The organism is Psychrobacter piscatorii (assembly GCF_904846415.1).
In the GTDB taxonomy this organism is placed as follows: domain Bacteria; phylum Pseudomonadota; class Gammaproteobacteria; order Pseudomonadales; family Moraxellaceae; genus Psychrobacter; species Psychrobacter piscatorii.
The window spans coordinates 32972-58295 of sequence record NZ_CAJHAR010000023.1; the positions used below are offsets into that span (position 1 = coordinate 32972).

General features: G+C 42.9%; 25 protein-coding genes and 2 pseudogenes. 20 read left to right on the forward strand and 7 right to left on the reverse strand.

The genetic code is table 11. The features are described 5' to 3' along the window. Positions 1 to 42: 42 nt before the first annotated feature. Positions 43 to 1731, forward strand: a complete 1689-nt coding sequence (locus tag JMX83_RS10670; protein ID WP_201601548.1) for an ATP-binding protein — start codon at positions 43 to 45, stop codon at positions 1729 to 1731. 139 nt (positions 1732 to 1870) lie between these two features. Further along, complete coding sequence (locus JMX83_RS10675) at positions 1871 to 2050, forward strand: hypothetical protein (protein WP_201601551.1); 180 nt, start codon at positions 1871 to 1873, stop codon at positions 2048 to 2050. 33 nt (positions 2051 to 2083) lie between these two features. On the opposite strand, the gene JMX83_RS10680 is transcribed toward JMX83_RS10675, so the two are convergent. After that, positions 2084 to 3568 carry an ATP-binding protein gene (locus JMX83_RS10680; RefSeq protein ID WP_201601554.1) on the reverse strand — a complete coding sequence of 495 codons (1485 nt, stop codon included), beginning with the start codon at positions 3566 to 3568 and terminating at the stop codon, positions 2084 to 2086. A 442-nt stretch (positions 3569 to 4010) separates the two neighbouring features. Here JMX83_RS10680 and rpsP point away from each other — a divergent pair, with 442 nt between their 5' ends. The 4 genes from rpsP to rplS all read left to right on the forward strand — a co-directional run bounded on the left by rpsP (position 4011) and on the right by rplS (position 6445). Next, entirely contained in the window at positions 4011 to 4280 is a 270-nt protein-coding gene (gene rpsP / locus JMX83_RS10685) for a 30S ribosomal protein S16 (RefSeq protein WP_021812802.1), read from the forward strand. A gap of 165 nt (positions 4281 to 4445) precedes the next feature. Beyond that, entirely contained in the window at positions 4446 to 4979 is a 534-nt protein-coding gene (rimM, locus tag JMX83_RS10690) for a ribosome maturation factor RimM (RefSeq protein WP_201601557.1), read from the forward strand. Between the two features lie 76 nt (positions 4980 to 5055). Beyond that, positions 5056 to 5820, forward strand: coding sequence for a tRNA (guanosine(37)-N1)-methyltransferase TrmD (gene trmD / locus JMX83_RS10695; RefSeq protein WP_201601560.1), 765 nt, complete (start codon positions 5056 to 5058; stop codon positions 5818 to 5820). 205 nt (positions 5821 to 6025) lie between these two features. Continuing rightward, on the forward strand, positions 6026 to 6445 hold the full coding sequence (gene rplS / locus JMX83_RS10700) for a 50S ribosomal protein L19 (protein WP_102093129.1): 420 nt from the start codon (positions 6026 to 6028) through the stop codon (positions 6443 to 6445). A gap of 254 nt (positions 6446 to 6699) precedes the next feature. On the opposite strand, the gene JMX83_RS10705 is transcribed toward rplS, so the two are convergent. Continuing rightward, a complete protein-coding gene (locus JMX83_RS10705) occupies positions 6700 to 7257 on the reverse strand; it encodes a DUF4442 domain-containing protein (RefSeq protein ID WP_201601563.1) in 558 nt (185 codons plus the stop codon). A gap of 511 nt (positions 7258 to 7768) precedes the next feature. Between JMX83_RS10705 and JMX83_RS10710 the strand changes: the two genes are divergently transcribed. After that, a complete protein-coding gene (locus JMX83_RS10710) occupies positions 7769 to 9295 on the forward strand; it encodes a DUF3360 family protein (protein ID WP_227675822.1) in 1527 nt (508 codons plus the stop codon). A gap of 152 nt (positions 9296 to 9447) precedes the next feature. Continuing rightward, positions 9448 to 11292 (forward strand): excinuclease ABC subunit UvrC, encoded by a 1845-nt coding sequence (uvrC, locus tag JMX83_RS10715; protein WP_201601566.1) that lies wholly within the window; start codon positions 9448 to 9450, stop codon positions 11290 to 11292. Between the two features lie 95 nt (positions 11293 to 11387). On the opposite strand, the gene JMX83_RS10720 is transcribed toward uvrC, so the two are convergent. The 5 genes and pseudogenes from JMX83_RS10720 to JMX83_RS10740 form a co-directional block, all read right to left on the reverse strand. After that, on the reverse strand, positions 11388 to 11978 hold the full coding sequence (locus tag JMX83_RS10720) for a dihydrofolate reductase (RefSeq protein WP_201601568.1): 591 nt from the start codon (positions 11976 to 11978) through the stop codon (positions 11388 to 11390). A 79-nt stretch (positions 11979 to 12057) separates the two neighbouring features. Further along, positions 12058 to 12345, reverse strand: a pseudogene (gene thyA / locus JMX83_RS10725) (thymidylate synthase); the annotation flags it as partial. 206 nt (positions 12346 to 12551) lie between these two features. Then, positions 12552 to 12731: pseudogene (locus tag JMX83_RS10730) on the reverse strand (restriction endonuclease subunit S); the annotation flags it as partial. 119 nt (positions 12732 to 12850) lie between these two features. After that, positions 12851 to 14323, reverse strand: a complete 1473-nt coding sequence (locus JMX83_RS10735) for an ATP-binding protein (protein ID WP_201601573.1) — start codon at positions 14321 to 14323, stop codon at positions 12851 to 12853. After that, complete coding sequence (locus JMX83_RS10740) at positions 14313 to 15059, reverse strand: heavy metal response regulator transcription factor (RefSeq protein WP_201555269.1); 747 nt, start codon at positions 15057 to 15059, stop codon at positions 14313 to 14315. Before JMX83_RS10740 ends, JMX83_RS10735 begins: the two co-directional genes overlap by 11 nt. Positions 15060 to 15384: 325 nt before the next feature. Here JMX83_RS10740 and JMX83_RS10745 point away from each other — a divergent pair, with 325 nt between their 5' ends. The 12 genes from JMX83_RS10745 to JMX83_RS10800 all read left to right on the forward strand — a co-directional run bounded on the left by JMX83_RS10745 (position 15385) and on the right by JMX83_RS10800 (position 25242). Then, positions 15385 to 15711, forward strand: coding sequence for a hypothetical protein (locus tag JMX83_RS10745; RefSeq protein WP_201601575.1), 327 nt, complete (start codon positions 15385 to 15387; stop codon positions 15709 to 15711). 133 nt (positions 15712 to 15844) lie between these two features. Further along, entirely contained in the window at positions 15845 to 16117 is a 273-nt protein-coding gene (locus JMX83_RS10750) for a hypothetical protein (protein ID WP_011959985.1), read from the forward strand. 61 nt (positions 16118 to 16178) lie between these two features. Continuing rightward, positions 16179 to 16772, forward strand: a complete 594-nt coding sequence (locus tag JMX83_RS10755) for a c-type cytochrome (RefSeq protein WP_201601577.1) — start codon at positions 16179 to 16181, stop codon at positions 16770 to 16772. A gap of 165 nt (positions 16773 to 16937) precedes the next feature. After that, a complete protein-coding gene (locus JMX83_RS10760) occupies positions 16938 to 17576 on the forward strand; it encodes a DUF411 domain-containing protein (RefSeq protein ID WP_011959987.1) in 639 nt (212 codons plus the stop codon). Positions 17577 to 17670: 94 nt separating this feature from the next. Next, positions 17671 to 19377 carry a copper resistance system multicopper oxidase gene (locus JMX83_RS10765; protein ID WP_011959988.1) on the forward strand — a complete coding sequence of 569 codons (1707 nt, stop codon included), beginning with the start codon at positions 17671 to 17673 and terminating at the stop codon, positions 19375 to 19377. 25 nt (positions 19378 to 19402) lie between these two features. Further along, entirely contained in the window at positions 19403 to 20587 is a 1185-nt protein-coding gene (locus JMX83_RS10770; protein WP_201601579.1) for a copper resistance protein B, read from the forward strand. Between the two features lie 95 nt (positions 20588 to 20682). Then, complete coding sequence (locus tag JMX83_RS10775; protein ID WP_037059145.1) at positions 20683 to 21159, forward strand: DUF305 domain-containing protein; 477 nt, start codon at positions 20683 to 20685, stop codon at positions 21157 to 21159. Positions 21160 to 21309: 150 nt separating this feature from the next. Next, on the forward strand, positions 21310 to 21465 hold the full coding sequence (locus tag JMX83_RS10780; protein ID WP_201555241.1) for a hypothetical protein: 156 nt from the start codon (positions 21310 to 21312) through the stop codon (positions 21463 to 21465). Between the two features lie 115 nt (positions 21466 to 21580). Then, on the forward strand, positions 21581 to 24199 hold the full coding sequence (locus tag JMX83_RS10785; RefSeq protein ID WP_062844968.1) for a copper-transporting P-type ATPase: 2619 nt from the start codon (positions 21581 to 21583) through the stop codon (positions 24197 to 24199). Between the two features lie 80 nt (positions 24200 to 24279). Beyond that, positions 24280 to 24564, forward strand: a complete 285-nt coding sequence (gene tatA / locus JMX83_RS10790; protein ID WP_011959992.1) for a Sec-independent protein translocase subunit TatA — start codon at positions 24280 to 24282, stop codon at positions 24562 to 24564. A 55-nt stretch (positions 24565 to 24619) separates the two neighbouring features. Continuing rightward, positions 24620 to 25006, forward strand: a complete 387-nt coding sequence (gene tatB / locus JMX83_RS10795; protein ID WP_011959993.1) for a Sec-independent protein translocase protein TatB — start codon at positions 24620 to 24622, stop codon at positions 25004 to 25006. Continuing rightward, positions 25003 to 25242, forward strand: coding sequence for a hypothetical protein (locus JMX83_RS10800; RefSeq protein WP_227675823.1), 240 nt, complete (start codon positions 25003 to 25005; stop codon positions 25240 to 25242). The genes tatB and JMX83_RS10800 overlap by 4 nt, the downstream gene beginning before the upstream one ends. Positions 25243 to 25324: the final 82 nt, after the last annotated feature.

A 25324-nucleotide genomic window follows, 5' to 3' on the forward strand; every position in this document is an offset into this window, starting at 1 on the left:
TGATATCAGCAGTTTTTATTTATTAAGTTGGTCACGGCACGTATGTCATTAGTCTCTTCTTTAAAACACAGTATTTTTGTCCGTATCTATGCTGGACTACTCATAGTCTGTTTGTGCGTAGCATTGTTTGCGCAGTTATTGATGGGTACTATCAATAAGGAGCGTGTACAGTCCTACCGTGAAAACATGGCAATGGGGGCTTTTCATTTGGTGAGCGAAGGTATCTCTCACCAAAATACTGCAGAAGAGCGTGAATACTGGCTGTCTGATGCCAGTAGTTTGTTTGGTGCAAATTTCAAAATCATACCTATTGATGAAGTAGATTTTACTGCCAGCGAGCTACGACGCTTTAAAAATGATAATACTGTCGTTCGTTACGTCGAACAGCCTGTGTATGCAGATGTCTATTATCGCTTGCCGGATAATGAGAATGTCCTAACAGCACGAATATCGGAAGTCACGGAGCAGCAAGTCAGAGCAATTGCTGTCTTTTTATTGGACGACTTGTCTTATGAAGTCACCTTGTCTGATAAACGTGCACGCTTGGCTGAACTTGAGGAGAAGTTTTCTTTCCCTCTGGCATTTGTGCCTGTTAACACGCTCGATTTAGATTCAGATCAAATGTCGCGCCTACGCCGTGATGAAGTGGTCATCTCATTGCAAGACCCTAATAGTAGTACCAGTAGTTCGGCCATCAAGATAGTGGTTCCGTCTGAAATTAATGATATGGCAGTCTTGATAGGCCCTGTACCCTTATTTAACTGGTTTCCACTCAATTTAATTATTAGTATGATTCTGATTAGTATGTTTTTAATCAGTTTGGGTGTTTATGCGCTTATTTTCCCACTTGAGCGCAAGCTGCAGCTTATTCAAGTGGGTGTTAATGAGGTGAGTAAAGGTAATCTTGATATTCAAGTACAGGTAATTGGTCAAGATGAGATCGCACGTTTATCAGCCACCTTTAACGCAATGACGTCACATATTAAGCGTTTGATTGAGTCGCAACGAGAGCTCACGCGAGCCGTATCACATGAGCTTCGTACGCCAGTTGCGCGTATTCGATTTGCGGTAGATATGCTGGCTGATACTGACGACGAAGATTCACGCTTTATGCAGCGTGACTATATTGATGAAGATATCGAATCACTTAATGGTTTGATTGATGAGATTTTGACTTATGCCAAGCTCGAAGAGGGCTCGCCAAAATTAGATTTAGAACCAGTAAATCTCAGAGAACTGCTACAGCAGATTGAGCGTGAGACCAATGCACTAGGTAAGCCGATTAAAATAGTGACCAACTTGCCAAATGCGAAAGTAACCGCGATTGCCGATCGACGATATCTGCACCGTGTGATTCAGAATCTTGCAGGTAATGCTTTACGTTATGCCGAGACCACGATCATTATTAGTGCTGGTGTCAAAAAGGGTAATGCATTTGTCAGCGTCGAAGATGACGGTCATGGGATTCCTGAGGCTGATCGTGAAAAAGTATTTATACCGTTTTCGCGCTTGGATGATAGCCGTACACGAGCATCAGGCGGCTACGGTCTAGGCTTGTCTATTGTATCGCGCATTGCCTTTTGGTTTAATGGTAGTATGAAAGTAGATGAGAGCCGAGATCTTGGCGGCGCAAGATTCGTAATGACATGGCCTATCAAGCCGCTCACACAAATTTTGGCTGCTGACGAATTGACGCAAGAAAAAAGCGAACGCGATTTCGACACTAAATAACAATGCTGACAAGTGAATAATGATGAAAAGTAAAAAATTTGTCATCATTAAACGAACCTGATTATTAATATTTTGATAATCAGATGTCCTGTTTGCAGCAGCTTATTCTAGAGTAGTTTGACAATATAGGAGGCAAAGGATGCCATATTTATTTGGTGGCTTGGTGCTATTAAATGCGATTACGCTGGGTTACTACTTGTTTCTAAAGCAGCCATCAACCACCCAAACGCTAAAGACAGCCAAAGAAGAGATTACTCAGCCATTAGCATTTGCTAACAGTGCTGAATATATTCCGCCTATCATTGGCAGCAAAGATTAATTTATCCACGCAGGGCTTGTCTAAGCGATAGTGTTAAGGATTTTCTGCATTCGATGTAATATTATCGTCTGTAGATGTGCCATCGACTGCCTCAGCAGCCAAAGTACTGTCTCCAGCAACTTTAGAGAGTAGGGGTATGCGCACACATACTTGTAACCCACCATCAGGATGATTAATGGCCTCGACCGTACCATGATGTAACCGCGCAATGCGATCTACAATGGCCAGCCCTAGACCGCTACCTTGGGTAGTACGTGCGGTCTCTCCACGCTCAAATGGCTGCATGATGCGCTCCAATTGATCCTCTGCCACACCATCACCGCAGTCACGCACACAAATCATCAATTGCTCCTGTGCTTCCTTATTGACAACGTTTTCACTGACGACATCGCTATCTTCTTCTTCAACCGTTTCTATAAATGTTGGTATCACCGTGGCTGATAGATAAATCGGCGGTTTGCCATAACGATTGGCGTTATTGATCAGGTTGATAATGAGACGCTTGATAGATAAGGGGCGTACGGGAACCACCTTGTGACACTCTGATTGATAAACGAACTTCATCGGTGCGAACTGCACCATGATCTCATTAAATATCGTGTCTAAGTTGGTCAAGCTAACTGGCTCATCGGAACCATCTTTCATAAATGAGATGAACTGCTCCAAAATCGCATCCATGTCTTCGATGTCGTAAATTAGCCCTTCACGAAAAAAGTCATCTGGTAGCATCTCAGCAGTCAGACGCATACGAGTTAAAGGTGTCCGAAGATCATGTGAGATACCAGCGAGCATGATGGTTCGTTCTTTTTGGGCTTGATTTAACGTAGTAAATAGACGGTTGAAAGCCATGTTTACTTGACGTATCTCGGTAGGGCCTTTTTGCGTTGGTAACGTGGTTGCATGACCCAGACGAATATAGTTAGTCGCTGCACGTTGTAGATAACGTAGTGGACGGTTCAATTGCCTAGCTAACAAAATAATGGTCAGCAGCGATAAGATAGGCAATCCAATTAGAAACAATATGAGCAATGTTGGGCTGTACTGCGAGTAGTAAACCACTGGCTCACGGATCCAGAAACTGTCATCGCGACTGTCTTGTACCCAAAGCTGCGGTGTTGGTTTGAACTTGAAGTAAACTTCAACAGGTCGCCCTAGCTGTGCACCAATCTCATACTGAAGTACATCAGTAAAGAAGCTCACAAATGCTTTGTCAGCCACCTCCGGAAAGTCACTGGGGTTGTTCACCACCACGACATGAGAATGTTGATAAACCCATTGGCGGATATCAGGACGATATTGCCAGTCTTTATTCACACTATTAATTAATCGCAGCTCACTTGTCAAATAACGCGCATGGTTTTTGAGTTCTGGTAGGTACAGACTACGCCAAAAGAATAAAATCGACAAACTCACACTAATGAGGACAATAAAAGCGACCATCAATGTTGTCAGCCAAGTATTGGAGTAAGAACGTGGTAGCCAACCTTTGCGACGGGGCTTCGAGTTTGGAGTAATCATATAAATCCAGCAGATTAAGAAAGGTGTCTGATTAAATTTGGTTTTGAGTTAAGCCGCGATTGTATTTTGGAGAAAGAGCGGGTTATTTCTAAACATGGTGGCTGAGATTAGGGTGCGTCAGTCTACTTCAACACACCATAGAATAGCATAATCAATGAATCGTACTGTGAGGCTATTTATTTAAGCAGTTTGTTATGTGCCTCTCCAATATTTTAATAATACCAAATCTAAAGCACGGTATATTTTAGTAACCGATTAAGATAGACAGACTGTCCTTAATAATTGTATAAAACGCACGGTTATGCTCGATTATGTTTTACATAGACTGGTATTTAAGCTATTGTTAATAAATAATTAAATATGCATAGTTTATGTTTTCAACAAATAAAGACTGTGATATAATTATGCCCTTTTTGGTATACCTGCGAAAGAGAGAATTCACATGGTTGTTATTCGTTTAGCACGGGGCGGTGCCAAGAAACGCCCATTTTATCAAGTAGTTGTTGCTGATCAACGCCGCGCGCGTGACGGTCGCTATATTGAAAACATCGGCTTTTTTAACCCACTCGCTAAAGAGTCTGAAGAAGCAGTACGCCTAAACATGGAAGCGTACAATGCGTGGATCGCAAAAGGTGCACAACCTTCAGATCGCGTTGCTTCATTAGCAAAAGCTTACAACAAGTCTGCAGCACAAACTGAAGCAACTGCTTAAGTTTTTGTTGTTACTGAGCCACTTATAGTATGACTACAAGAAGACTCAGTAGACTTTAGAATACATAGCGTAACTGGTCTGACCAGGGTGCGCCATTAACTGTTTATCGCTTTTGACACAATTGTTTTTGCAATTGCTGTTTTAATCATTGTTAGGTTAGCTGCTATGTCATCCACTCCAAACGCTAGTGCCCTTATGAAAATCGGTCAACTTAAGAAGCCTTATGGCATCAAAGGCTGGCTTTGGGTGTTTAGTGATACGGATGATCGTACAGCGATATTCGACATGAAGCCGTGGTGGATGAAAACCGCCACTGGCATGAAACCTTTGACTGTCAAAGCTTGGCGTGAGCAAGGAACAGGAATTGTGGCTCAATTTGAGCAGATTCCTGATCGTAATGTTGCTGAGACCATGAACGGCGTGACCGTTTGGGTCGAACAAAACGTCTTGCCTGAAACAGCTGAAGACGAATATTATTGGTCGGATTTGGTCAGTCTGCGCGTGATGAACGAGCAGAACGAGTATCTAGGCAATATCACTGAAATGTTTGAAACTGGTGCCCACGACATTATGCGCGTGGCAGCCAATTCAGACAGTTTGGATAATGAAGAGCGCCTAATTCCATGGCATAAGCAAACTGTGATAGAGGTCAATATGACTGAAAAAACAGTACTTGTGGCATGGCCGAGTGATTATTAATATCGATTCTAGCTTTTAGTTAGTGTTCATTGATAGTCACACCGATTGTTTTAGCCTCAATGCAAGTAGACATCAGATGTATTTTGCCGTAATTAGTATTTTTCCTGAGATGTTTGCCACGATTCGTGAGTTTGGAATCACGGGACGGGCAGTGACTCAGGAGCAAGTTACGATTGAATGCATTAATCCACGTGATTATACCACTGATAACTATCGCCGTATCGACGAGCGCCCGTATGGTGGCGGTCCTGGGATGGTGATGATGGCTGAGCCATTGTCGAAAGCCATTGAGGATGCACGCTTGCGTGCCAAGCAATATGGTTGCCGTGTCGATAGTGAGCATTGTCCGGTGATTTATATGTCACCGCAAGGGCAAACGCTTAGTGAGAGTAGCGTAGTCGGTATGACTGATTATGATGGCATGATTTTATTATGCGGTCGTTATGAAGGCATCGACGAGCGCCTGCTGTCACAATATGTCGATATGGAAGTATCACTAGGTGATTACGTGTTGACTGGTGGTGAGCTACCAGCAATGGTGCTGATGGATAGTGTGATACGTCGTCTACCCGATATCATGGGTGATGATAAGTCAGCAGAGCAAGACTCGTTTGTCGATGGCTTGCTTGATTGTCCACACTATACCAAGCCGCATGAGTTTGCGGGTATGGCGGTTCCTGAAGTGTTACTTTCGGGTCACCATGCCAATATCGCTAAGTGGCGCTTTAGTCAGCAAGTCAGTCGTACGCAAGCGCGTCGTCCGGATTTGTGGCAAGCGTTTACTCCGACGGTAGAGCAAGCGAAGTGGCTTAAAGCACTAGCAAAAGCAGATAAAAAGTAGGTTGTTGATACCTGATTTTATCGTCATTAAGCTTGATAAACAGTTAAGAAACAGAATTTTGAGCAATAATAAAACGAGTCATCGCATAGTGGCCGTTGGTTATAACCCATTTATGTTGTATCTCACTATAAAGAGATACGATTAATTATTACAAACAGGTGATATGCGTAAAGCCTCTATTATCTAATGTGAGGAGATAACTCTCATGAGCAACAAGCATCCATTGGTTCAGGTCATCGAAAACGCTCAATTGATCGAGCGCCCAAACTTTGCACCCGGCGATACCGTTGTGGTACAAGTAAAAGTACGTGAGGGTGAGCGTGAGCGTTTACAGGCTTTTGAAGGCGTTGTAATTGCTAAGCGTAACCGCGGTTTAAACTCAGCGTTTACCGTACGTAAAATCTCAAGCGGCGTTGGCGTTGAGCGTGCATTCCAATTGCACTCACCAATCATCGATAGCATTGAAGTGAAACGTCGTGGTGCTGTTCGCCGTGCGAAACTGTACTACTTACGTGAGCGTTCTGGTAAATCAGCACGTATCCGCGAAAAACTTGCGCCACGTCCAGCTCAGAAAAAGACTGACGCTGGCGTACCTGATGCAGTTGATACTGCACCTGGTATCTAAGTACAAGTTTGCCGTTTTGAGTTGATTGTATGGTTTTAGAATTGACTCAAAACAAGGTAATAGTAGATACAAGCCCTTATTCATAGGTTTATTTATAAATAAGCGGGCCATACCAAAAAAGACAAAACCCCAATCTATGCGAATGCTGGATTGGGGTTTTTGTATGTGAACGCTTATCAATTTAGGCTTGCGGGGTGATTAGCTGGATATTAACAGATGATAGGTGCTACTTTTTGCGAATAGTCGAAAACTATTCAGGTATGGGGCGTTTCAATTCGGCTAGCTTGCTCTTTAGATTTGCTGTATTTGCGTAGTCTGATATACAAGGTTTTGGTGACGGTAGCAATGAGTTTTTGCTGGTCGTCTACGATATCGACTTTATATTCACGAAACACAGGTTCACCGTCTTTTGCCAACTCTTGAATGGTAATCACCTCAGTGCTAGGTATTTTCATTCGTGCTGTGACTCTGCTATTTCCCGGTGCGATAAAATCAATATTTGAGCTTTTGTCCCAGACCACATAGTTGCTACCCAATTGATGCATCAGCATGAGCATATAGAAGGGATCAACCATAGAATACAAGCTACCACCGAATTGAGTACCGACGATATTTTTGTTGAGAGTGGTCAGTCCCATGCTGACCACACACAATCCCTGATCGAGGCTGATGTGGTCGATTTTGATGCCTGCGCCGATATAGGGTGCGTAAGTATTGAGTCGCAGCTTTAGTAGGTGCGGGGTCAGTAGCGGCATGATACTTTGCTTGGCTCGACGCTTCAAAGTCTCAAAATTGCTGGGTAGTACACTCATAAATCTATCCTGTTGCTTTTATTGATTTTTCAGTGATATGGGTAGCGCTGTTTTTTAGTGTTTGCTATTAGATGATAAACGACAAAGACATTTATCATAGTTAAAAATGACTGCGCTCGCTAGTTTTAAAGCGTAACTGAGCATAGTCTTTATAGCTATCGCAAAGCAATATTTAGTATTTATTATAACTATCTTTAGTATTTAGTTATATGATAAAAAATATTCAGATGTAAGTCATTCTTAAGAAAACTGGCCTTTGATTTAATTTTACGTCCAAATTGGCGCTGTTTTTTCCTGTTAGTTTTCTATTAAGTTCATTCCTGTATCCAATGAAAACTTTAATTTATATATTATAACGATACACATAGTCTCTTTAATTCACCTTAAATTCGCATTTTCTTATCCCTTAACATACAATGGTTTTCCGCTTATTGTGACCGACCGGTCATTTAGCGAATATCAAATTAAAATCGTTAGCCAATTAAAAATGCAATCAACACAAGGAAATGTGATGAGTAACATTCAGACCTCATCTTTAAGGTCTAACACGCCGGAATCAAATCCAGAAAATCAAGATAGCGAATTGCAAGGCAGTTATATAGATTTGCATAAGCCAAGCTCAAGTTTTGACAGTCGTGACGCTTATCTAAATCATGAATTGCAAATCATGCAGCCAAAACGCTGGCGTCCCAATTTACCATTTCGTGATTATCGTTTTGAGTATGAAGATACTATCCCAGCGATGGCAGCGACCATCGGTAAAGTGGTCATGGTGGGCGCGATTGCGGCAACCTTTGCAGGCCCACTCGGCCTAGGTGATGCCTTTGTTTTAGAAAACGTTCGTTATGAGTTGTTGATTGTCTCGTTCTTTATTGTCTTGTTTTCTGGATTTCTGCTACCGACGGCCAACCTTGCCGGTACTCATGGGCCACTTATTCCATTGATTCCTATTGTTGTGGCTGCAGGTGGTCATCCAATGGCTTTTGGACTACTGATTGGTGCTTTTGGTCTGCTGCTCGCTATTAGTAAAGGTGGGAGTTTGCTAGCCAATCTAACCAGTAAGGGCGTGTGCGGTGGTCTGTTGATTTACTTAGGGTTTATCGGAACCACCTCACAGGTTAAGAACCTTTTTGCTTGGGCAGAAGGAATTGGTATGTCGCACATTGCTTTCTTTATTATTTTAGCGACTATCCTACTATATGCATTACTTGAACATTGGCAAAAACGTTGGCTTGCGGTTCCGCTCAGCTGCGTGTTAGGTGGCGGTCTTGCTTTTGCATTGGGCGCACCTTTTGCGTTCAAAACAGCACCAGGTCTACCGCATATGAACCCGATGTACTGGTGGGGTGAGAACACAGGTTGGATGTTAGGGCTACCGACGATTGAAAGCTTCATTGTGGTATTGCCCTTTGCTATTTTGGCCGTGGCAATGTGGTCACCAGATTTCTTAGGGCATCAGGTATTCCAAAAAATTAGCTACCCTAAGCGTACTGAAAAAGTGCTCATGGATATCGATGATACGATGACCAGTGCGTCGTTTCGTCAGGTAGTTGGCTCCGTATTGGGCGGTGCCAACTTTGCGTCATCTTGGGGTACTTATATTGTCCCTGCGGCGATTGCGAAACGTCCAATTCCTGCTGGTGCTTTATTGACGGCTTTGTTCTGTATTATCGCAGGTGTCTGGGGCTATCCAATGGATTTAGCCATTTGGCAACCAGTGATGTGCGTGGCGTTGATCGTTGGGGTTTTCATTCCACTCTTAGAGGCTGGTATGGAGATGACGCGCGAAGGTAAAACCACGCAGTCTGCCGCTATTGTGGTGTTTGCTTCTGCCTTGGTGAACCCAGCCTTTGGTTGGTCACTCACGCTATTGCTTGATAATTTGGGTTTGATTGGCTCAAAAGAGCGCAGTGCCAATTTGACTAAAATGAGCCGCTGGATTATACCGGGTATTATGTTTGTGGTACTGACCGGGGTGATGGCTATCGTTGGTATGTTGCCGGGTATTCCAGCATTGATGGCAAACTTCCGTCATTAGACCATTCATGATTTGCATATGACCGAACAAACGAAGTCAGCATAAAGCTGGCTTTTTTATGCGTGCTATTGGGGCAATAATCAGCTTGCAAAACCACGATTACTGCCCCATAACTAGCAGTATTACTAAGATTTTTAAGAGCAATAAATTCTATGGTTACTGTCTCAGAATCGAGTCCTGTCGATGATAAAAAAGCCCGTCTTAAGCATCTGATCAAGAACCTGCCTAATTTGCCAGGGGTATATAAAATGCTGGGCAAAAACGGCGATATTTTATACGTTGGTAAAGCCAAGTCGCTAAAAAGCCGCGTGAATAGTTACTTTGCCAAGACGATTGATCATCCAAAGACGCGGGCGCTGGTGGCACGTATTCATAATATTGAGACCATTATCACGCGTAGTGAGACTGAAGCGCTGTTGCTCGAGCAGAACTTAATTAAAGAGTATCGTCCGCCTTATAACGTCTTGCTGCGTGATGATAAGTCGTATCTATACGTGTTTATCTCAGCTGATAAGCCTTATCCACGTTTGGCGTATGGACGCGGCAAAGGCAATCATCAAAAAGGCCGTTTCTTTGGTCCATTCCCCTCTGCCCATGCAGCAAAAGAAACACTGGTCTTGATGCAAAAAATGTTTCAAATGCGCCAGTGTACCAACACCTTTTTCAAGCAGCGTCAGCGTCCTTGTCTTGAGTATCAGATTAAGCGTTGCCGTGCACCCTGTGTCGGCTTGGTATCGCCAGAAGAGTATGCGGAAGATGTTCATAATACCATTCGCTTTTTGAAGGGTGATTCTAGCGATATTCACAGCACGCTGATTGAGAAGATGGAAGGGGCGGCTGAAGCACTGGATTTTGAAAAAGCTGTTCTTTATCGTGATCAGCTGTCGATGCTACGCGAAGTGCAAGCAAAGCAGGCCGTCTATACGGTGCAAGGTGAGGCAGATGTGATTGCCATTGCCAGTCAGGCGGGTATGACGTGTGTCAACGTGCTGACCGTACGTGGTGGTCGCGTGTTAGGCGGCAAAAATTATTTCCCTGATGTAGACAGTAGCGAGCCGCTAGCAGATAACCTATCGGCTTTTATTACCTCGTTTTATTTTCAGGTGACTGATGATTTGCCAGCCGAGATTATATTAAGCCATGAGATTCCTGATCAGGTAGCGGTAAGCGAGGCTCTCGCAACCCATTTTGGCAATAAAGTGGTCATCAAGACCAATGTGCGTGAGCATCGCTCAGAGTGGCTTGACTTGGCAACGCTTAATACCAGTAATGCGCTAAAAACCAAACTTGGCGATTATTTGGAGCTGCATGCACGCTTTGGCGCGCTAAAAGACGTACTGGCTGAGGTGACTGATCGCACCATTGATCGGATTGAATGTTTTGATATCTCCCATACCATGGGCGAGGCGACCATTGGTAGCTGCGTCGTCTTTGATCAAGGCGGCGCGCGCAGGCGTGACTACCGTCAATATGCGATTCATGATATCCAAGGCGGCGATGACTATGCAGCCATGAAACAAGTGCTGACAAGGCGGTATAAAAAGCAGCCGTTGCCTGATTTACTGCTGATTGATGGTGGTAAAGGTCAGCTGAGTATGGCGAAAGAAGTACTGGTTGAATTGGGTATTCTTGGTGATACCTTGCTCATTGGTGTCGCCAAAGGGGAAGGGCGTAAGGCGGGACTCGAAGTATTACACTTTTTGGATCACGAGCCGCTAGATTTGCCCATGGATAGCAAAGCATTGCATTTACTGATGCATATTCGTGATGAGGCGCATCGTTTTGCGATTACCGCGCATCGTAAAAAACGCGATAAGCGTCGCTCATCATCGGTGCTTGAGGTCATCCCGGGTCTGGGTGAAAAGCGCCGCCGCGATTTGCTCAATCACTTCGGCGGTATGCAGCAATTGCTTGGCGCATCACAGCAAGAGTTGGCAGGTGTGCAAGGGATTGGACCAGTACTGGCGAAGACGGTTTATAAAGTGTTGCATGAGTAGATTTGTAACGCTAAAACGATAGTAAATAAAAAAGGGTCAGCTTTGATAAATATACATATCTGAAGCTGACCCTTTTTTTTTGAGTTAATCAAACACTATTGGTCAGTCTTCTCTACTTTATAAGTCGTAAATTTAAAGCTTAAATCACTTTTTTCGTCATGCATTTGCTCAGACTCATCAGCTACTTTATAGCGCGCAGGTAGCTTAGGATAAAAAGCATTGCCATCGGTAATTTCGGTATCTACGTGCGTCAGCTCAATACGATCCGTGTACATCATGGCATCATTGAATATACGCTCACCGCCGATCACCCAAATGGTATCTAAATGCAGTCCATGTGCCAAACTTGCTGCATGCGTCAGGGCATCGTCCAAGTTGTGAACCACATGCGCATGGGCGTGTCCTACCAATCCTTTTTGCTCTGCGTAGTTCATTTGAGTGGAGACAATGAAGTTCACGCGTTTTGGTAATGGTTTGCTACCCATTGATTCAAACGTCTTACGACCCATGATGACGATGCCCTGCATATCGCTACTCGAGGCCGTATTCTGCGGGTCACGTGTGGTCAACTGTTTAAAGTGCTGCAGGTCTGCTGAGATATGCCACGGCAGCTCATTGTTCTTACCGATACAGCGATTGCTACTTATGGCAGCGATTTGGGCAACTTCAGTGTGGGCATAGCTCATAATGTGTCCTTTCTATTATATTTTTAAACGTATGTATTTTAACTCACAGTCTTATTTATTGTCGTGCATGAGACGTACTTTAAACGGCAACTTTGGCTTTGATGGTCGGATGAGACTCATAGTTATTGACGCTAATATCGTCGTATTCAAAGGCAAAAATATCTTTCACCTCTGGGTTCAGTGTCAATGTTGGTAGCGTATATAGCGAACGTGTCAGTTGTAGCTCGGCTTGCTCACGATGGTTTTGGTAGATATGGCAATCACCACCTGTCCAAACAAATTCACCAACCTCCAGACCACACACTTGCGCAACCATATGCGTTAATAACGCATAACTGGCAATGTTAAAGGGCACACCTAGGAAAATTATAACCCCTAATTTATGCACAAGACGCCTAATAACATAGCCTTAATAGCTATAATAGCATTGTGCACTTTTAATTCTGCACAATATGGGTTATACATACAAGGTTATTATACCTGATTTTAAAATATCACTGCTAATAGAAGGTCTTGTTTATTTCTTTTAGTTGTACTAAGGCATATAAAACGTGATTGCTCCAACATTAAAACTCACCCTAAAGCCCTATCAATCAACGCATCGGTAAGCTGAACCTGTGTCTCTTGAGACTGCTGTAGCTTAACTTTTAACTGATCGCAAATAGCCATTAGTTCATCGACTTTAGCAACGATACGGTGTTGTTCAGCTAGAGGAGGTATAGGAATTAAAAATTTTGATATATTTCCCATGCTAAGATTAGCTCTTGCATTGTCGAGCCTTTCCTAAAAAGTGTGTAACTATCATTTAGATTGTAGAAGTACTTACACGAAATTTAGGAAAGGCTCGTTCATAGACAGTATGAAGGTATTTACTACCTGGCAATCAACAACTTTACAGCAACCTCAAAAAGACACTCATCTTTGATAGTAATACTAACTTTGCCATTATGAGCATTGGCGATAGCTTGCACAATAGATAAGCCTAAGCCTGTTCCTGAATGCATCGTATTCGTTTTATCATGACGATAGAATCGCTCAAACAGTTTATCGGCTTCAATCTGATTTAATGGTTTGTCTAGACGGTTGGTCATAGTTATTCTTAACCAGAGCTGCTCTGGGGATTGAATATCGTCTTTTGGCGCATTAAGCGAGGTGCTTGAAGCGAGGACAGTAGCGGATATCATAATAGTGCTATTACTAGCCGCATAATAAATCGCATTTGACATCAGGTTGGCAAACAGCCGTTGCAATAAGCCTTTATCACCTAGTACTGTTTTAAAATCACCCGATTTTTCAAAGATTATCTCACGATCCTCAGCAATCATCTCATAATAATCTATAAGCTTTGTGATCAAGCTCTCTATATCGACATGACTGATTTGCGAATCACTCAGCTCTTTTTGAGTTTTTGCCAGTAATAACATATCGTTAATCATGGCGGATAACTGCTTTAACGTATCATGCTGATGATGCAATTGCTCAATGTATTCGTCGCTTTCTCTTGGCTTAGTTAACATGACTTGCGTTTGCGTACTCAGCGTCGCTATTGGCGTACGTAGCTCATGGGCGATATTGTCTGAAAACCGTGATAATGATTCAAAGTTACTTTCAAGCTTGACCATCATAGAATTATAGGACTCCGTTAGTGGACGTAATTCTAACGGCATATCGCCAACCACAATTCTTTCATCTAACCTTTGAAGATTAATGCCTTTCATCTTTTGTACGATAGTAGCTAGGGGAGCAAAACCCCAGTGTACACTTAGTGCAGCTACTGAAACCAATAATAAGGTGATGGCGATAAGTATCAAGCTCAGCTGGCGATTAAACTGGATAAGATATTGATGATGCACATCGATAGGTAGAGCAATAAATGCCAAAACCTCTTGATGTGTAATGATAATGGCTCGGTAATGCCTATTATTTATCTTGATCATAAACTGCTGATCTCGATAGTCCTGCAATAGTTGTAACAAGCTAAAATCTGCCGGTAGATCATTGATGAAATTACTGGGATCGCTGGATAATAATTTGCCATTTTTATCTGATACTAAGGTTTTTAAATCATAATCCAGCCAAGAAGAATGTAGATGATTGGCATCAATTAGCGCTTGCGACTTTGATACTGTGAATGGTTCTATGTGATCTTCCAAACTAACCATACGTTTGCGCAGGTTAAAAGCTGCATGAGTAAGGATTTCTGAGTCCATTTGCTCAAAGTGTCCACTCACAGAGCGCTGAACCCATGCGTAGATAATAACCTGAGAGATAATAACGAACAATGTCAGTAAAAAAATAGTTCGCCATAACAGTGACCAACGCCGATTCTTAGATTTATGTCTCATTTGATGCCAGACTGTCTTTATTAATACTATCGTCGCCCATGCCACTATCCACGTCGACAGCCAGTGGCTCTAACTTGTAGCCCATTCCGCGTACCGTATGAATCAGCTTTATATCAAATCCATCATCAATTTTTATCCGCAAGCGCCTTATAGCCACGTCAATGACATTCGTATCACTCTCAAAGTTTATATCCCATACTTGCGAGGCGATCACAGTGCGCGGCAGTACCTCACCTTGACGTTCTAAGAAAAGTTGTAATAAAGCAAACTCTTTAGCAGTCAATTTTATATTAGTGTTGCCTCTATGAACGGTGCGTTTGGCAATATCCATTTTCAGATCAGCTATGTGTATGACCGAGCTTTTATAATCAGATTGATTGGCACGGCGCAATAGGCTTTTTATTCTAACAATCAGTTCAGCAAAAGCAAAAGGCTTGGTCAGATAATCATCGCCACCAATTTCAATACCTTTGATCCGATCGCTTAAATCATCTTTAGCCGTTAAAAATAAAACTGGCGTATGTTTTCCAGCAGCTCGGTAGCGCTGTACCAACTCAAAGCCACTGACGTCAGGTAGCATGACATCCATCAAAACCACACTAAAATCTTCAGTCATTAACGCATGATAGCCATCTAAACCTGTCATGTGATGATCCACGATGAAACCGGCCTCAGTTAAGCCTTTCTTAATATATTCTCCAAGGTTTTTCTCATCTTCTACTAACAGTACTTTCATCGTTGCTTACCTTTATATCATTATAGTTGTCAACAGCGTATCACTAACATTGTTAGCTTATCAGCCATATATTTATCAGGAACCCTTGTTATAACAGTGTTCTTTGGATAGAGACAGATGCTGGTATTTGGTTTTAATGACAAGAAGATGACAATATTATGCTGTTCCTAACGAACATGTAATATCCGTGTCATCTAGCTGTCAGCCACCATTTAGTATTCTAAATCAACGCCGCATATTGGCTTGTCTCTGATACAGACTGCCTCTACGAGTAAAGCAATTATCCTACTTAAACAGTTTGTTATTTATCTTTAAAGGGTCTTATATGAAAAATTATAGTTCATTAAAAAAAGCAGCTTTGCTTTCAGTATCGATGTTAGTGGGCATGTCAGCGGCCAATGCGCATACCACAAACTTAGATGCTTCTGTTCTCGGTAATTGTGATGCGCTCATTAGTTTTGCAAGAAACGCAGATCATAATGATGCACAAATGTCCAAAGAGCAAAAGAAAAGTTATGTCGACGCCAGAGTGGCTTGTCAGGTTCAACATCAAGATCAACATTTGCAGTCTGAAAAGTATTTTGTAAAAAAATATGGTAGCGATCGTGATAGAAATGCTGAAGCCATATTAAATGAATATATCGCGCATTAAAATCTAAAGCGGTGAGAATGACAGAATTGTAATCTTAACGTCATCTACCAGTCAGAATGATTAATGTATCATTTAGGCTGGTTTAACAGCTATTGAACTCAATAACCTTTAATCCAAACAATAGGAATTAATCATGTCACAATTTAAATTACTGTCTAAATCAATCGCAATGACGGCCATCGCTCTTGTCGTATCGACCTCAGCTATGGCGCATGACCCTAAAATGCATGCTGAAAAAGATCAAATGAACTGTGAAAAAATGCAAAAGCATATGGATATGATGGGAAAAATGGATCATAGCAAGATGGACATGAGCGATCCTGCTATGAAAGCAATGATGGCTAACATGGGTAAAATGAAGCAAATGTACCAAAAACACTGCGTTACTAACGACAGTAAATCTTAAAAATTTTAGCTCTGTTAAATAGCAGTCAACACTTAACGGAAATAAATTGTTAGGAAAACATATGAAATTTTTATTGGGTGCGCTCTTTACCGTATTTGTGGCAATCGTTAGCGTGTTTGCGGTTGTTACTAGTGGCGTTGTCAATGTGGGAGCTGACCAAGAGCATAGCCCAATGATGTTTAGCTTTTTAGAAACTGCTCGCAATCGTTCCATAGAAAATGCCAGTAAAGATATTGTGGTACCAGATTTAGAGAAGGCTGAGCTAATCAGTTCTGGTGGCGCGGACTATAAGGATATGTGTGCAGGCTGTCACTTGTCTCCGGGAGTGGCACAAACTGACTTTAGTGAGGGCTTATATCCAAAGCCGCCCAACTTTACCAAGGCTGATATTGTCAAACGTTATCAAACAGAAGACGGTGCAAAGCAAGGCTTTTGGGCAATCAAGCACGGTATTATGGCATCTGGAATGCCTGCGTGGGGCGCGTCCCATGATGACGCTAGAATGTGGGCAATGGTTGCTTTTATCAGATCGTTACCTGAATTAGATGAAGCTCAGTACACGATGCTAACCACTAGGATAGATGGCGATATGATGGACATGTCATTTGATGGTGATATGAATATGTCGGATGATGGATCTGGAATGCAGCATTAATACTTTCTAGATATGAAAGCCTCCTAACTCACGGTTGTCGCTATTAATAATACAGTACTGAACAGTGCTGCATTTAATGTTTTTAGTTAAGTACATAAGAATTCAAGTATAGGGTGTAAGTTTTTAGAATATCGAGCATAACAATAGACGTTTAGGAGTAATTTAATGAGACATTACACACATGTGCTTTCTAATGGACATAGCTGGTTATCCGGTCGTGTCCTTTTATTGGTGGTGACATCGTCACTCTCGTTAACGCTAGCCGCTTGCAGCCAATCTAATACCAGTGGCTCTGATTCTCAACCAGTAAAGGTTGAACAGTCTGCTACCCAGAATGCACAAGTACAAAATGAAAGTTCTGCTCCTACAAATGCTCCCGTTAACAGCTCGTCATCATTACTCAAAAACGTCTCAGCCACGGTTTATAAAGATGCCAACTGCGGCTGCTGTAAAGAATGGGTAGGCTATGCAAAAAACAATGGATTAAGTGCAACCACGCACGATGTGGAAGATCTATCCTTATTTAAGGAGCGTTATGGCGTACCACAGCAAATGCGCTCTTGTCATACCACCGTTACCACCGACGGTTTTGTCTTTGAAGGGCATGTCCCTGCTAAACACATGGCTGAATTCTTAGCAAATCCTCCTGCACAAGCTATTGGACTTGCCGTACCGAGTATGCCGGTTGGTAGCCCCGGTATGGAGTATGAAGGTAAATTCATGCCTTATAAGGTAATGCAGCTTAATAAAGACGGCACCACAGAAGTCTATGCTGCTATTGAGTCTCCTCAGCAGCAGCTGTAGTGTTGGCTTAGATGTGAATAGATTCTGTTAAATATCGAAAATGTTATAACTATAAGCTTAACCACCATCTCTCAAATTAAATCAGGTTATCATTATGAATAAAAAGAACATACTGAACCGCCGACGTTTTTTAACCGGATCCTCTGCTGTCCTTGGTGCCTCCTTGATGCCGACTATTGCTAGTAGCGCATTGGGACAATCGAGTCGCTCAGGCAGTCAGGGCGCTACTATTAACAGTGATAAACCCGATCATAAAGTACCCATACTGACAGGCAAAGAGTTTGATCTTTATGTCAGCAAAAAACCCATCATTGTTGATGGCAAGTCAAGCACGGCGACGCTCATTAATGACTCATTACCAGCGCCAACGCTAAAAATGCGCGAGGGCGATACGGTAGTGATACGCGTCCATAACCAAATGAATGAGTCGACCTCTATTCATTGGCATGGTCTACTAGTACCGTTTGAGATGGATGGCGTGCCCGGCATTAGTTTTGATGGTATACCAGCAAATAGCACCTTTACGTATAAATTTACGCTGAAACAATCTGGCACTTATTGGTATCACTCGCACACTGGATTCCAAGAACAAACCGGTATGCGCGGGGCCATCGTCATTGAGCCGAAAGGGCGCGAACGTCATCCTATCGAGGAAGACCATGTCATTTTGCTCAGTGATTGGACGCACCGTGACCCGCACAACTTGGTTAAACTATTAAAGCAACGCGCAGACTTTGATAATTATCATTTACCAGATTTTAAAAAGCTACTGTCCGATATTGCCGCAACAGATCTAAAAGCTGCTTTTGATAAGCGCAAAATGTGGAATCAGATGCGCATGATGCCGACAGACTTTACTGATCTGTCTGGTGAAAAAACCTTTACCTATCTGATGAATGGTAAAACCACAGCGGCTAACTGGACGCAACTTGTCAAGGCTGGACAGCCTGTCAAACTACGTTTTATTAATGGTTCAGCGCAGACGATATTTGATGTACGCATCCCCGGCCTAAAAATGAAAGTCGTCGCGACGGATGGGATTGATGTCAGTCCCGTCGATATCGATGATTTCCGTATTGGGGTGGCCGAGACTTATGATGTCATCGTGACGCCCACTAAAGACGCGCATACCATATTTGCTCAAAACATAGATCGGTCAGGCTATGTTGCGACAACGCTTGCTACCAAAAAAGGTGCTCGTCCTGCGATACCTGCTATGGACAAAATCGAATGGCTGACGATGGCCGACATGATGGGCGCCATGGGATCGAATGGCTATAACGCTAAACATGCCAAAACAGAATATGACTTTAAGTCCGATATGCGCGTTGATAGTCCGCGTATGAACCTTGATGACCCTGGTATTAATCTACGTAACATTGATAGAAAGGTTTTGAATTATAGTCAGTTGCGCTCTGTCGGCGATGAGATAATGGCAGAGCAGCGCAAACCCACCAGAGAGATTGAAATACATCTGACGGGAAACATGGAGCGCTATATTTGGGCTCTAGACGGGGTTATGTTCAAAGATGCCGCACCGGTCAATATTAAGCCCAACGAGCGCGTACGTATTACCTTAGTCAATGACACCATGATGAATCATCCCATGCATTTGCATGGTATGTGGAGCGATCTGCGGATGCCTTCAGGTGAGTTTCAAGTACGTAAGCATACGATAATGGTACAGCCTGCACAAAAGATAAGCTTTGATGTCACCGGAGAAGCTGGCAGATGGGCATGGCATTGCCACTTGCTCTATCACATGGAAGCAGGGATGTTTAGAGAAGTTGCCGTTGTTTAATAAACCTTCGAATATGAGCCTTATTATGAAAATATATAAAGTAGGTCTACCGTTTATTGGCATGTCATCTTTGATGCTACTAATGTCACCTTTAGCAAACGCTGCTGAGATGTCGAACATGGATCATGGCAGTATGGACATGTCTGGTATGGATATGTCAGATATGGATCACAGCAGCATGGATATGTCGGGCAATATGTCAGATATGGACCATAGTGGCATGGATATGTCAGGCGATATGTCGGATATGGACCATAGTGGCATGGATATGTCAGGCGATATGTCGGATATGGATCATAGTGGTATGGATATGTCAGGCGATATGTCGGATATGGATCACAGTGGTATGGATATGTCAGGTGACATGTCAGATATGGATCATAGTGGCATGGATATGTCGGGCGATATGTCAGGTATGGATCATAGTGGCATGGATATGTCGGGCATGGATATGTCGGGCATGGATCATGGCAGTATGGACATGTCAGGAATGCAAGGTGGCGAAGCACCAGCCGATGCTCGAAGCCCTGACTACTCGAACGGTGTTCCCTATGGTCGCTTTGGTAAGCCTGTGATGATGGGTAGCTTACCGTTATGGGGCGTATCAGTAGACGATTTGGGCTATCAATTTGACGATGATCAAATCAATTATGAGTTTGATACGTGGTACGGTACAGACAGCAACCGCGTAACGCTACGTAGCGAAGGTAGTATCCAAACTAAAGATGATAAAGAAATTGATAGCTTAACCTCACTATCTTACTGGAAGCCACTTAGTATTTTTTGGAATGGGGAAGCCGGTGTTGCTTATGATACCGAAAATGATAAATCTGCCGTGATGGCTGGTATTGCAGGCACTGCACCTTACTTCATCGAAACCGATGCTAGAGCTTATTTATATACTGATGGGCAAGTTCGTCTAGATCTAGGTGCGGAGTATGAGTGGCGCTTAGATCAACATTGGGTAGTGATTCCAGAAGTAGAGCTGACGGCATTTAGCAAAGATGATACAGATAACCATATTACTAAAGGCTTTAATGAGTTTGGGGCTGACGTTAGGCTTACTTACGAGATGTTAAGTCGTCAGCTCGCGCCTTATGTGGGTATCAGCTATGAGACCGCTTTAGGCAACGCAAGAGATTTGCGACGTCAAGAAGACGAAGCTGTTGATTCTAGTAGCGTTACAGCTGGTGTGAAATTTTGGTTCTAGTGTTAACCATGTAAGTAACAACAGTTTATAACACTAGCTCTAAAAAAAGGCACCTCTTTATTTAGGTGCCTTTTTACTAAATTAAGGACAAGAATATGAATAACCATATGGATAATAAACAGAAGCAAATGAACCCTTATGTAAAGTTCACAATCATGATTTTAACATCGACAGTCGTGATGTTTATCATGATGTATTTTAATACTTATCAATGGGATCACGTTTATTTTAGCGAAACCAGAGCTTATATGGCGTTATATATGGGCGCTATGATGGCTATTATTATGCTCGCCTTTATGACCAATATGTATAAAAAGACTAAGGTCAATCTAATGGTTTATGGGATTAGTGTCGTGCTATTTGCCTTTGGTTTATGGGGCGTTAGATCACAACAAACGGTCGATCAAGTGGATTGGATGCAGGCGATGATACCGCATCACTCGATTGCTATTTTGACCAGTTCGCGTGCTGATATCGAAGATCCACGTGTACGTCAGCTTGCTGATGACATTATCGAAGCACAAAAGCGTGAAATCGGTGAGATGCAAGCACTTATTGATGAGTTGGAATAGGCAGTCACAAATTTTGAGCACTTTGTATTAGGTGTTATTAAGTAAGCAGACTATTGAGAGGTGTACGTTCACACACTAGCACTATATCATTACTTATACTAAGGAAATAACAAATAAGGAGTCCTTGTAATGGTTATTATGATGCACGGTATGATGAACGGGACTATGCACGGCATGATGAATGGATCGATGCACGGTATGGGTTGGGGAGAATCTATTGTCTCCTTATTGTTTACAGTACTGGTTTTTGCGGTACTGATATTGACTATTATGGCCTTACTCAAATATTTGCGTAATAAAGATTAAGTTCCAATTGAAACTTAATTTTCGAGATATCTAGATTAGTAATTAGATGAATAGCAATTAAAGGTTGATGATTGTGCTTTAAAAGCTTTATTTATTGTCTTCAAGGAGTGATTTTATGAAACATATTGCCGATGAAAAATCTATCAAAGGTGGTCAGTACGATAAAGTGCCAGAAAACTATAGTGGTACGGTTTATATCTGCCCGATGCATCCTGAGGTTAGAGATACTGAGAAGAGCGATTGTCCGATATGCGGCATGTTTCTCAAACCTGAAGACGAGGTTGCTGAATCCAACAATAATGAGGGCAGTCATGCGCATTGTCATAAAGCGGATGCTAATAATAGTACTGAGTTAAAGTCTGTCGAAGGCAATAAGTACGACAAGATACCAGAAAATTATAACGGCACGATTTATATTTGTCCTATGCATCCAGAAGTAAGAGATGTTGAAAAAAGTGACTGCCCAATATGTGGCATGTTTCTTAAACCTGAAGACGAAGTTGCTAAAGATGATAGTCACGCCAGTTGTCATGGAAAGGATACTGATAGTAGCGGAGTAAAATCTGTTAAAGGCGGTAAATACGATAAAGTACCTGCTGATTACGATGGCACGGTATATACCTGTCCTATGCATCCTGAAGTGAGAGACGTTAGAAATAGCGGTTGTCCGATATGTGGTATGGCGCTTGAGCCCGAAACGCTTACTATCGGTGAAGAGGACACCTCAGAGCTTGACGATATGACTCGTCGTTTTTGGATATGTACCGTGTTGACTGTACCGCTATTAATATATGTGATGAGCGGTATGTTTGACTTAAACGTAGTTAATTTTAGTCAGTATGGTATCTCTTCAAAGATCTTACAATGGGCTGAGTTAGTGCTCGCGACCCCTGTAGTGCTTTGGGGCGCCGCCCCGTTTTTCGTCCGTGGCTGGCAGTCTATAAAAAGCCGCAATCTAAATATGTTTACCTTGATTGCGATAGGCGTAGGCGCTGCTTATATTTTTAGTATTGTCGCGACCTTTTTTCCCGATATTTTCCCAGACAGTTTCAGAGATGCCTCTGGTCAAGTCGGAGTCTACTATGAAGCGGCAGCGGTCATTGTGACCTTGGTGCTACTGGGTCAAGTATTAGAGCTCAAAGCTAGAAGTCAAACTTCAGGTGCGATTAGAGCTTTGCTTGAGCTCGCACCACCAACCGCAAGACGTGTCGATGAAAACGGTAAAGAAGTCGAAGTCTCGCTTGATGAGGTCGTCACTGGCGATAAGCTACGGGTTAAACCAGGTGAGAAACTACCCGTAGATGGTACAGTGATCGATGGTAATAGTAATGTTGATGAATCAATGGTGACGGGTGAGCCAATCCCTGTATCAAAAGTAGCAGGAGATACAGTGACTGGTGGTACGGTAAATGGCACCGGAACGCTATTAGTCGAAGCGGTCAATGTTGGAGCAGATTCAGTATTATCTAAAATTGTACAAATGGTTGCTGAAGCCCAGCGTAGCCGCGCACCTATACAGAAATTGGTAGATAAGGTAGCTGGGTGGTTCGTACCGATCGTGCTTATTTGCTCCGTCATTACCTTTATTGTCTGGGCGATATTCGGCCCTGAGCCCGCTATGACCTATGCTTTGGTTAACGCGATTGCGGTACTGATTATTGCTTGTCCTTGTGCCCTTGGTCTAGCGACGCCGATGTCCATTATGGTTGGTACCGGCAAAGGCGCGCAAAACGGCGTCCTCATCAAAAATGCTGAAGCGTTAGAGAGTATGGAAAAAGTCGATACCATTGTCGTCGACAAGACCGGAACACTGACCGCTGGTAAGCCCGAGCTTACCGCAATTGATGCGCAGGTAGGTCAAGATGAAGACGAGTTCCTCGCATTGGTAGCCTCAGTAGAAAGCGCTAGCGAGCATCCTTTAGCAGAAGCTATCGTTAGAGCAGCTCAAGAAAGATCACTCATTATTCCTAAAGCTACTGACTTTAATTCGACTACTGGCGAAGGCGTACAAGCCGTGGTCGATGGTAAGAAAGTCGCTATTGGTAACTCTAAGCTTATGGAAAGCCTAAATAGTTTTGATAATGAGCTGTCCACTAAAGCTGATGTCCGTAGAAAAGACGGAGAAACGGTAATGTTTGTGGCTATAGACGGTAAAGCTGCTGGTATTATTTCAGTTGCTGACCCTATTAAACCAAGCACTAAAGAGGCTATTTCACTGCTTCATGACGCAGGTTTAAAAGTTGTGATGCTAACCGGTGACAACGAAAAAACCGCGCAGGCAGTCGCCAATAAACTAGGTATTGATGAAGTTCATGCGGATGTCTCACCAGAGGATAAAAACCGTATCGTCAAAGAAATGCAAGACAGCGGTAAATTGGTCGCTATGGCGGGTGATGGTATCAACGACGCACCAGCGCTAGCGCAAGCTAATGTTGGTATCGCTATGGGAACCGGTACCGATGTGGCGATGGAGAGTGCGGGCATTACCCTGCTAAAAGGTGATTTAATGGGCATTGCCAAAGCTTATAAGCTTAGCCACGCCACCATGCGCAATATCAGACAGAATCTGTTTTTTGCCTTTATCTACAATGCACTTGGTGTTCCTATTGCCGCAGGTGTGCTCTATCCCATATTTGGGCTTCTGCTCAGTCCGATGATAGCAGCGGCAGCGATGAGCTTGTCGTCATTCTCGGTGATTGCTAACGCGCTGCGATTGCGCCGTTTGAAACTATAATTCTGGTACGGTAAAAAGTGTTCTAAAGCACACTGACACATACTGGTCTAAACAAGATCACAAAATATAAGGATACCGTTATGGGCAGCTTTTCTATTACACATTGGCTGATTTTATTGGTCGTAGTGGTGGTCGTATTTGGTACTGCCAAGCTTAAAAATGCAGGTAAAGATTTAGGCGGTGCGGTGAAGGGTTTTAAAGAAGCGGTCAAAGATGAAGAACCCGAGAATGCTCGCAAAAATCATGTGCTTAGCCATGAAAATAGTACGCCAGCTGCAAGTAATGATTTAAATACGCGTGTAGGTAATCAGGCTGATGATATGGAAATCAGCCCTATTTCCACTGATGACCAGCCTAAAGTATGAAGCGCGCCGCTTATAAATAGCGGCACTAAGTAGTCTATTAATATATGTGACTGTTATGTTTGATATTGGGTTTTCCGAATTACTCTTGTTTGGCGTCATTGCTTTAATCGTATTGGGGCCAGAAAAACTGCCGCAAGCCGCACGTACCGCTGGGCAATGGTATGCCAAACTGCGCCGTACAGTATCCACTCTACAATCTGAAATAGAAGCTGAGCTTGATCTAGCTGAAACACGTCAACAAATGCAAAATGAACTTGCGAAAATCCGTCAGACCGAGTCGGATATGAAGCGCGAATTAGCAGAAATGCGTGGCAGTATGCAAAAGTTTGAGCAGTCACAGAACCAAAGCCTAGACGCTTCACATCAGTCAATCACCCCTTATGCTAAAGACCATCAACAGAATACTACCTCCTCGTTCATTAAACAGGAGGCGGATCAGTGAGCCTATTTAAACGGCAAAAAAGTCGACAAGAAAAAATAACAGATATAGAGTTTGAGGCGCCAACAGATACAACACAGAATAGTGAGTCTGGAGATACGTTAGGTACGCTTGGCGATATGCCTATTACCGGACATTTAATCGAGCTGCGTACGCACTTAATAAGAATATGCGTGGTCGTCTTAATTATATTCTGGTGGTGTATCAAAAAGTATGCTGGGGTAATAAAGGAAGGGTGACAGTCAAAGCAAGATGATATATTTGAGGTTATGAAGACACAAATACAGATCAATTGCCCCGACTGTCACAGTCTTAGTCTAA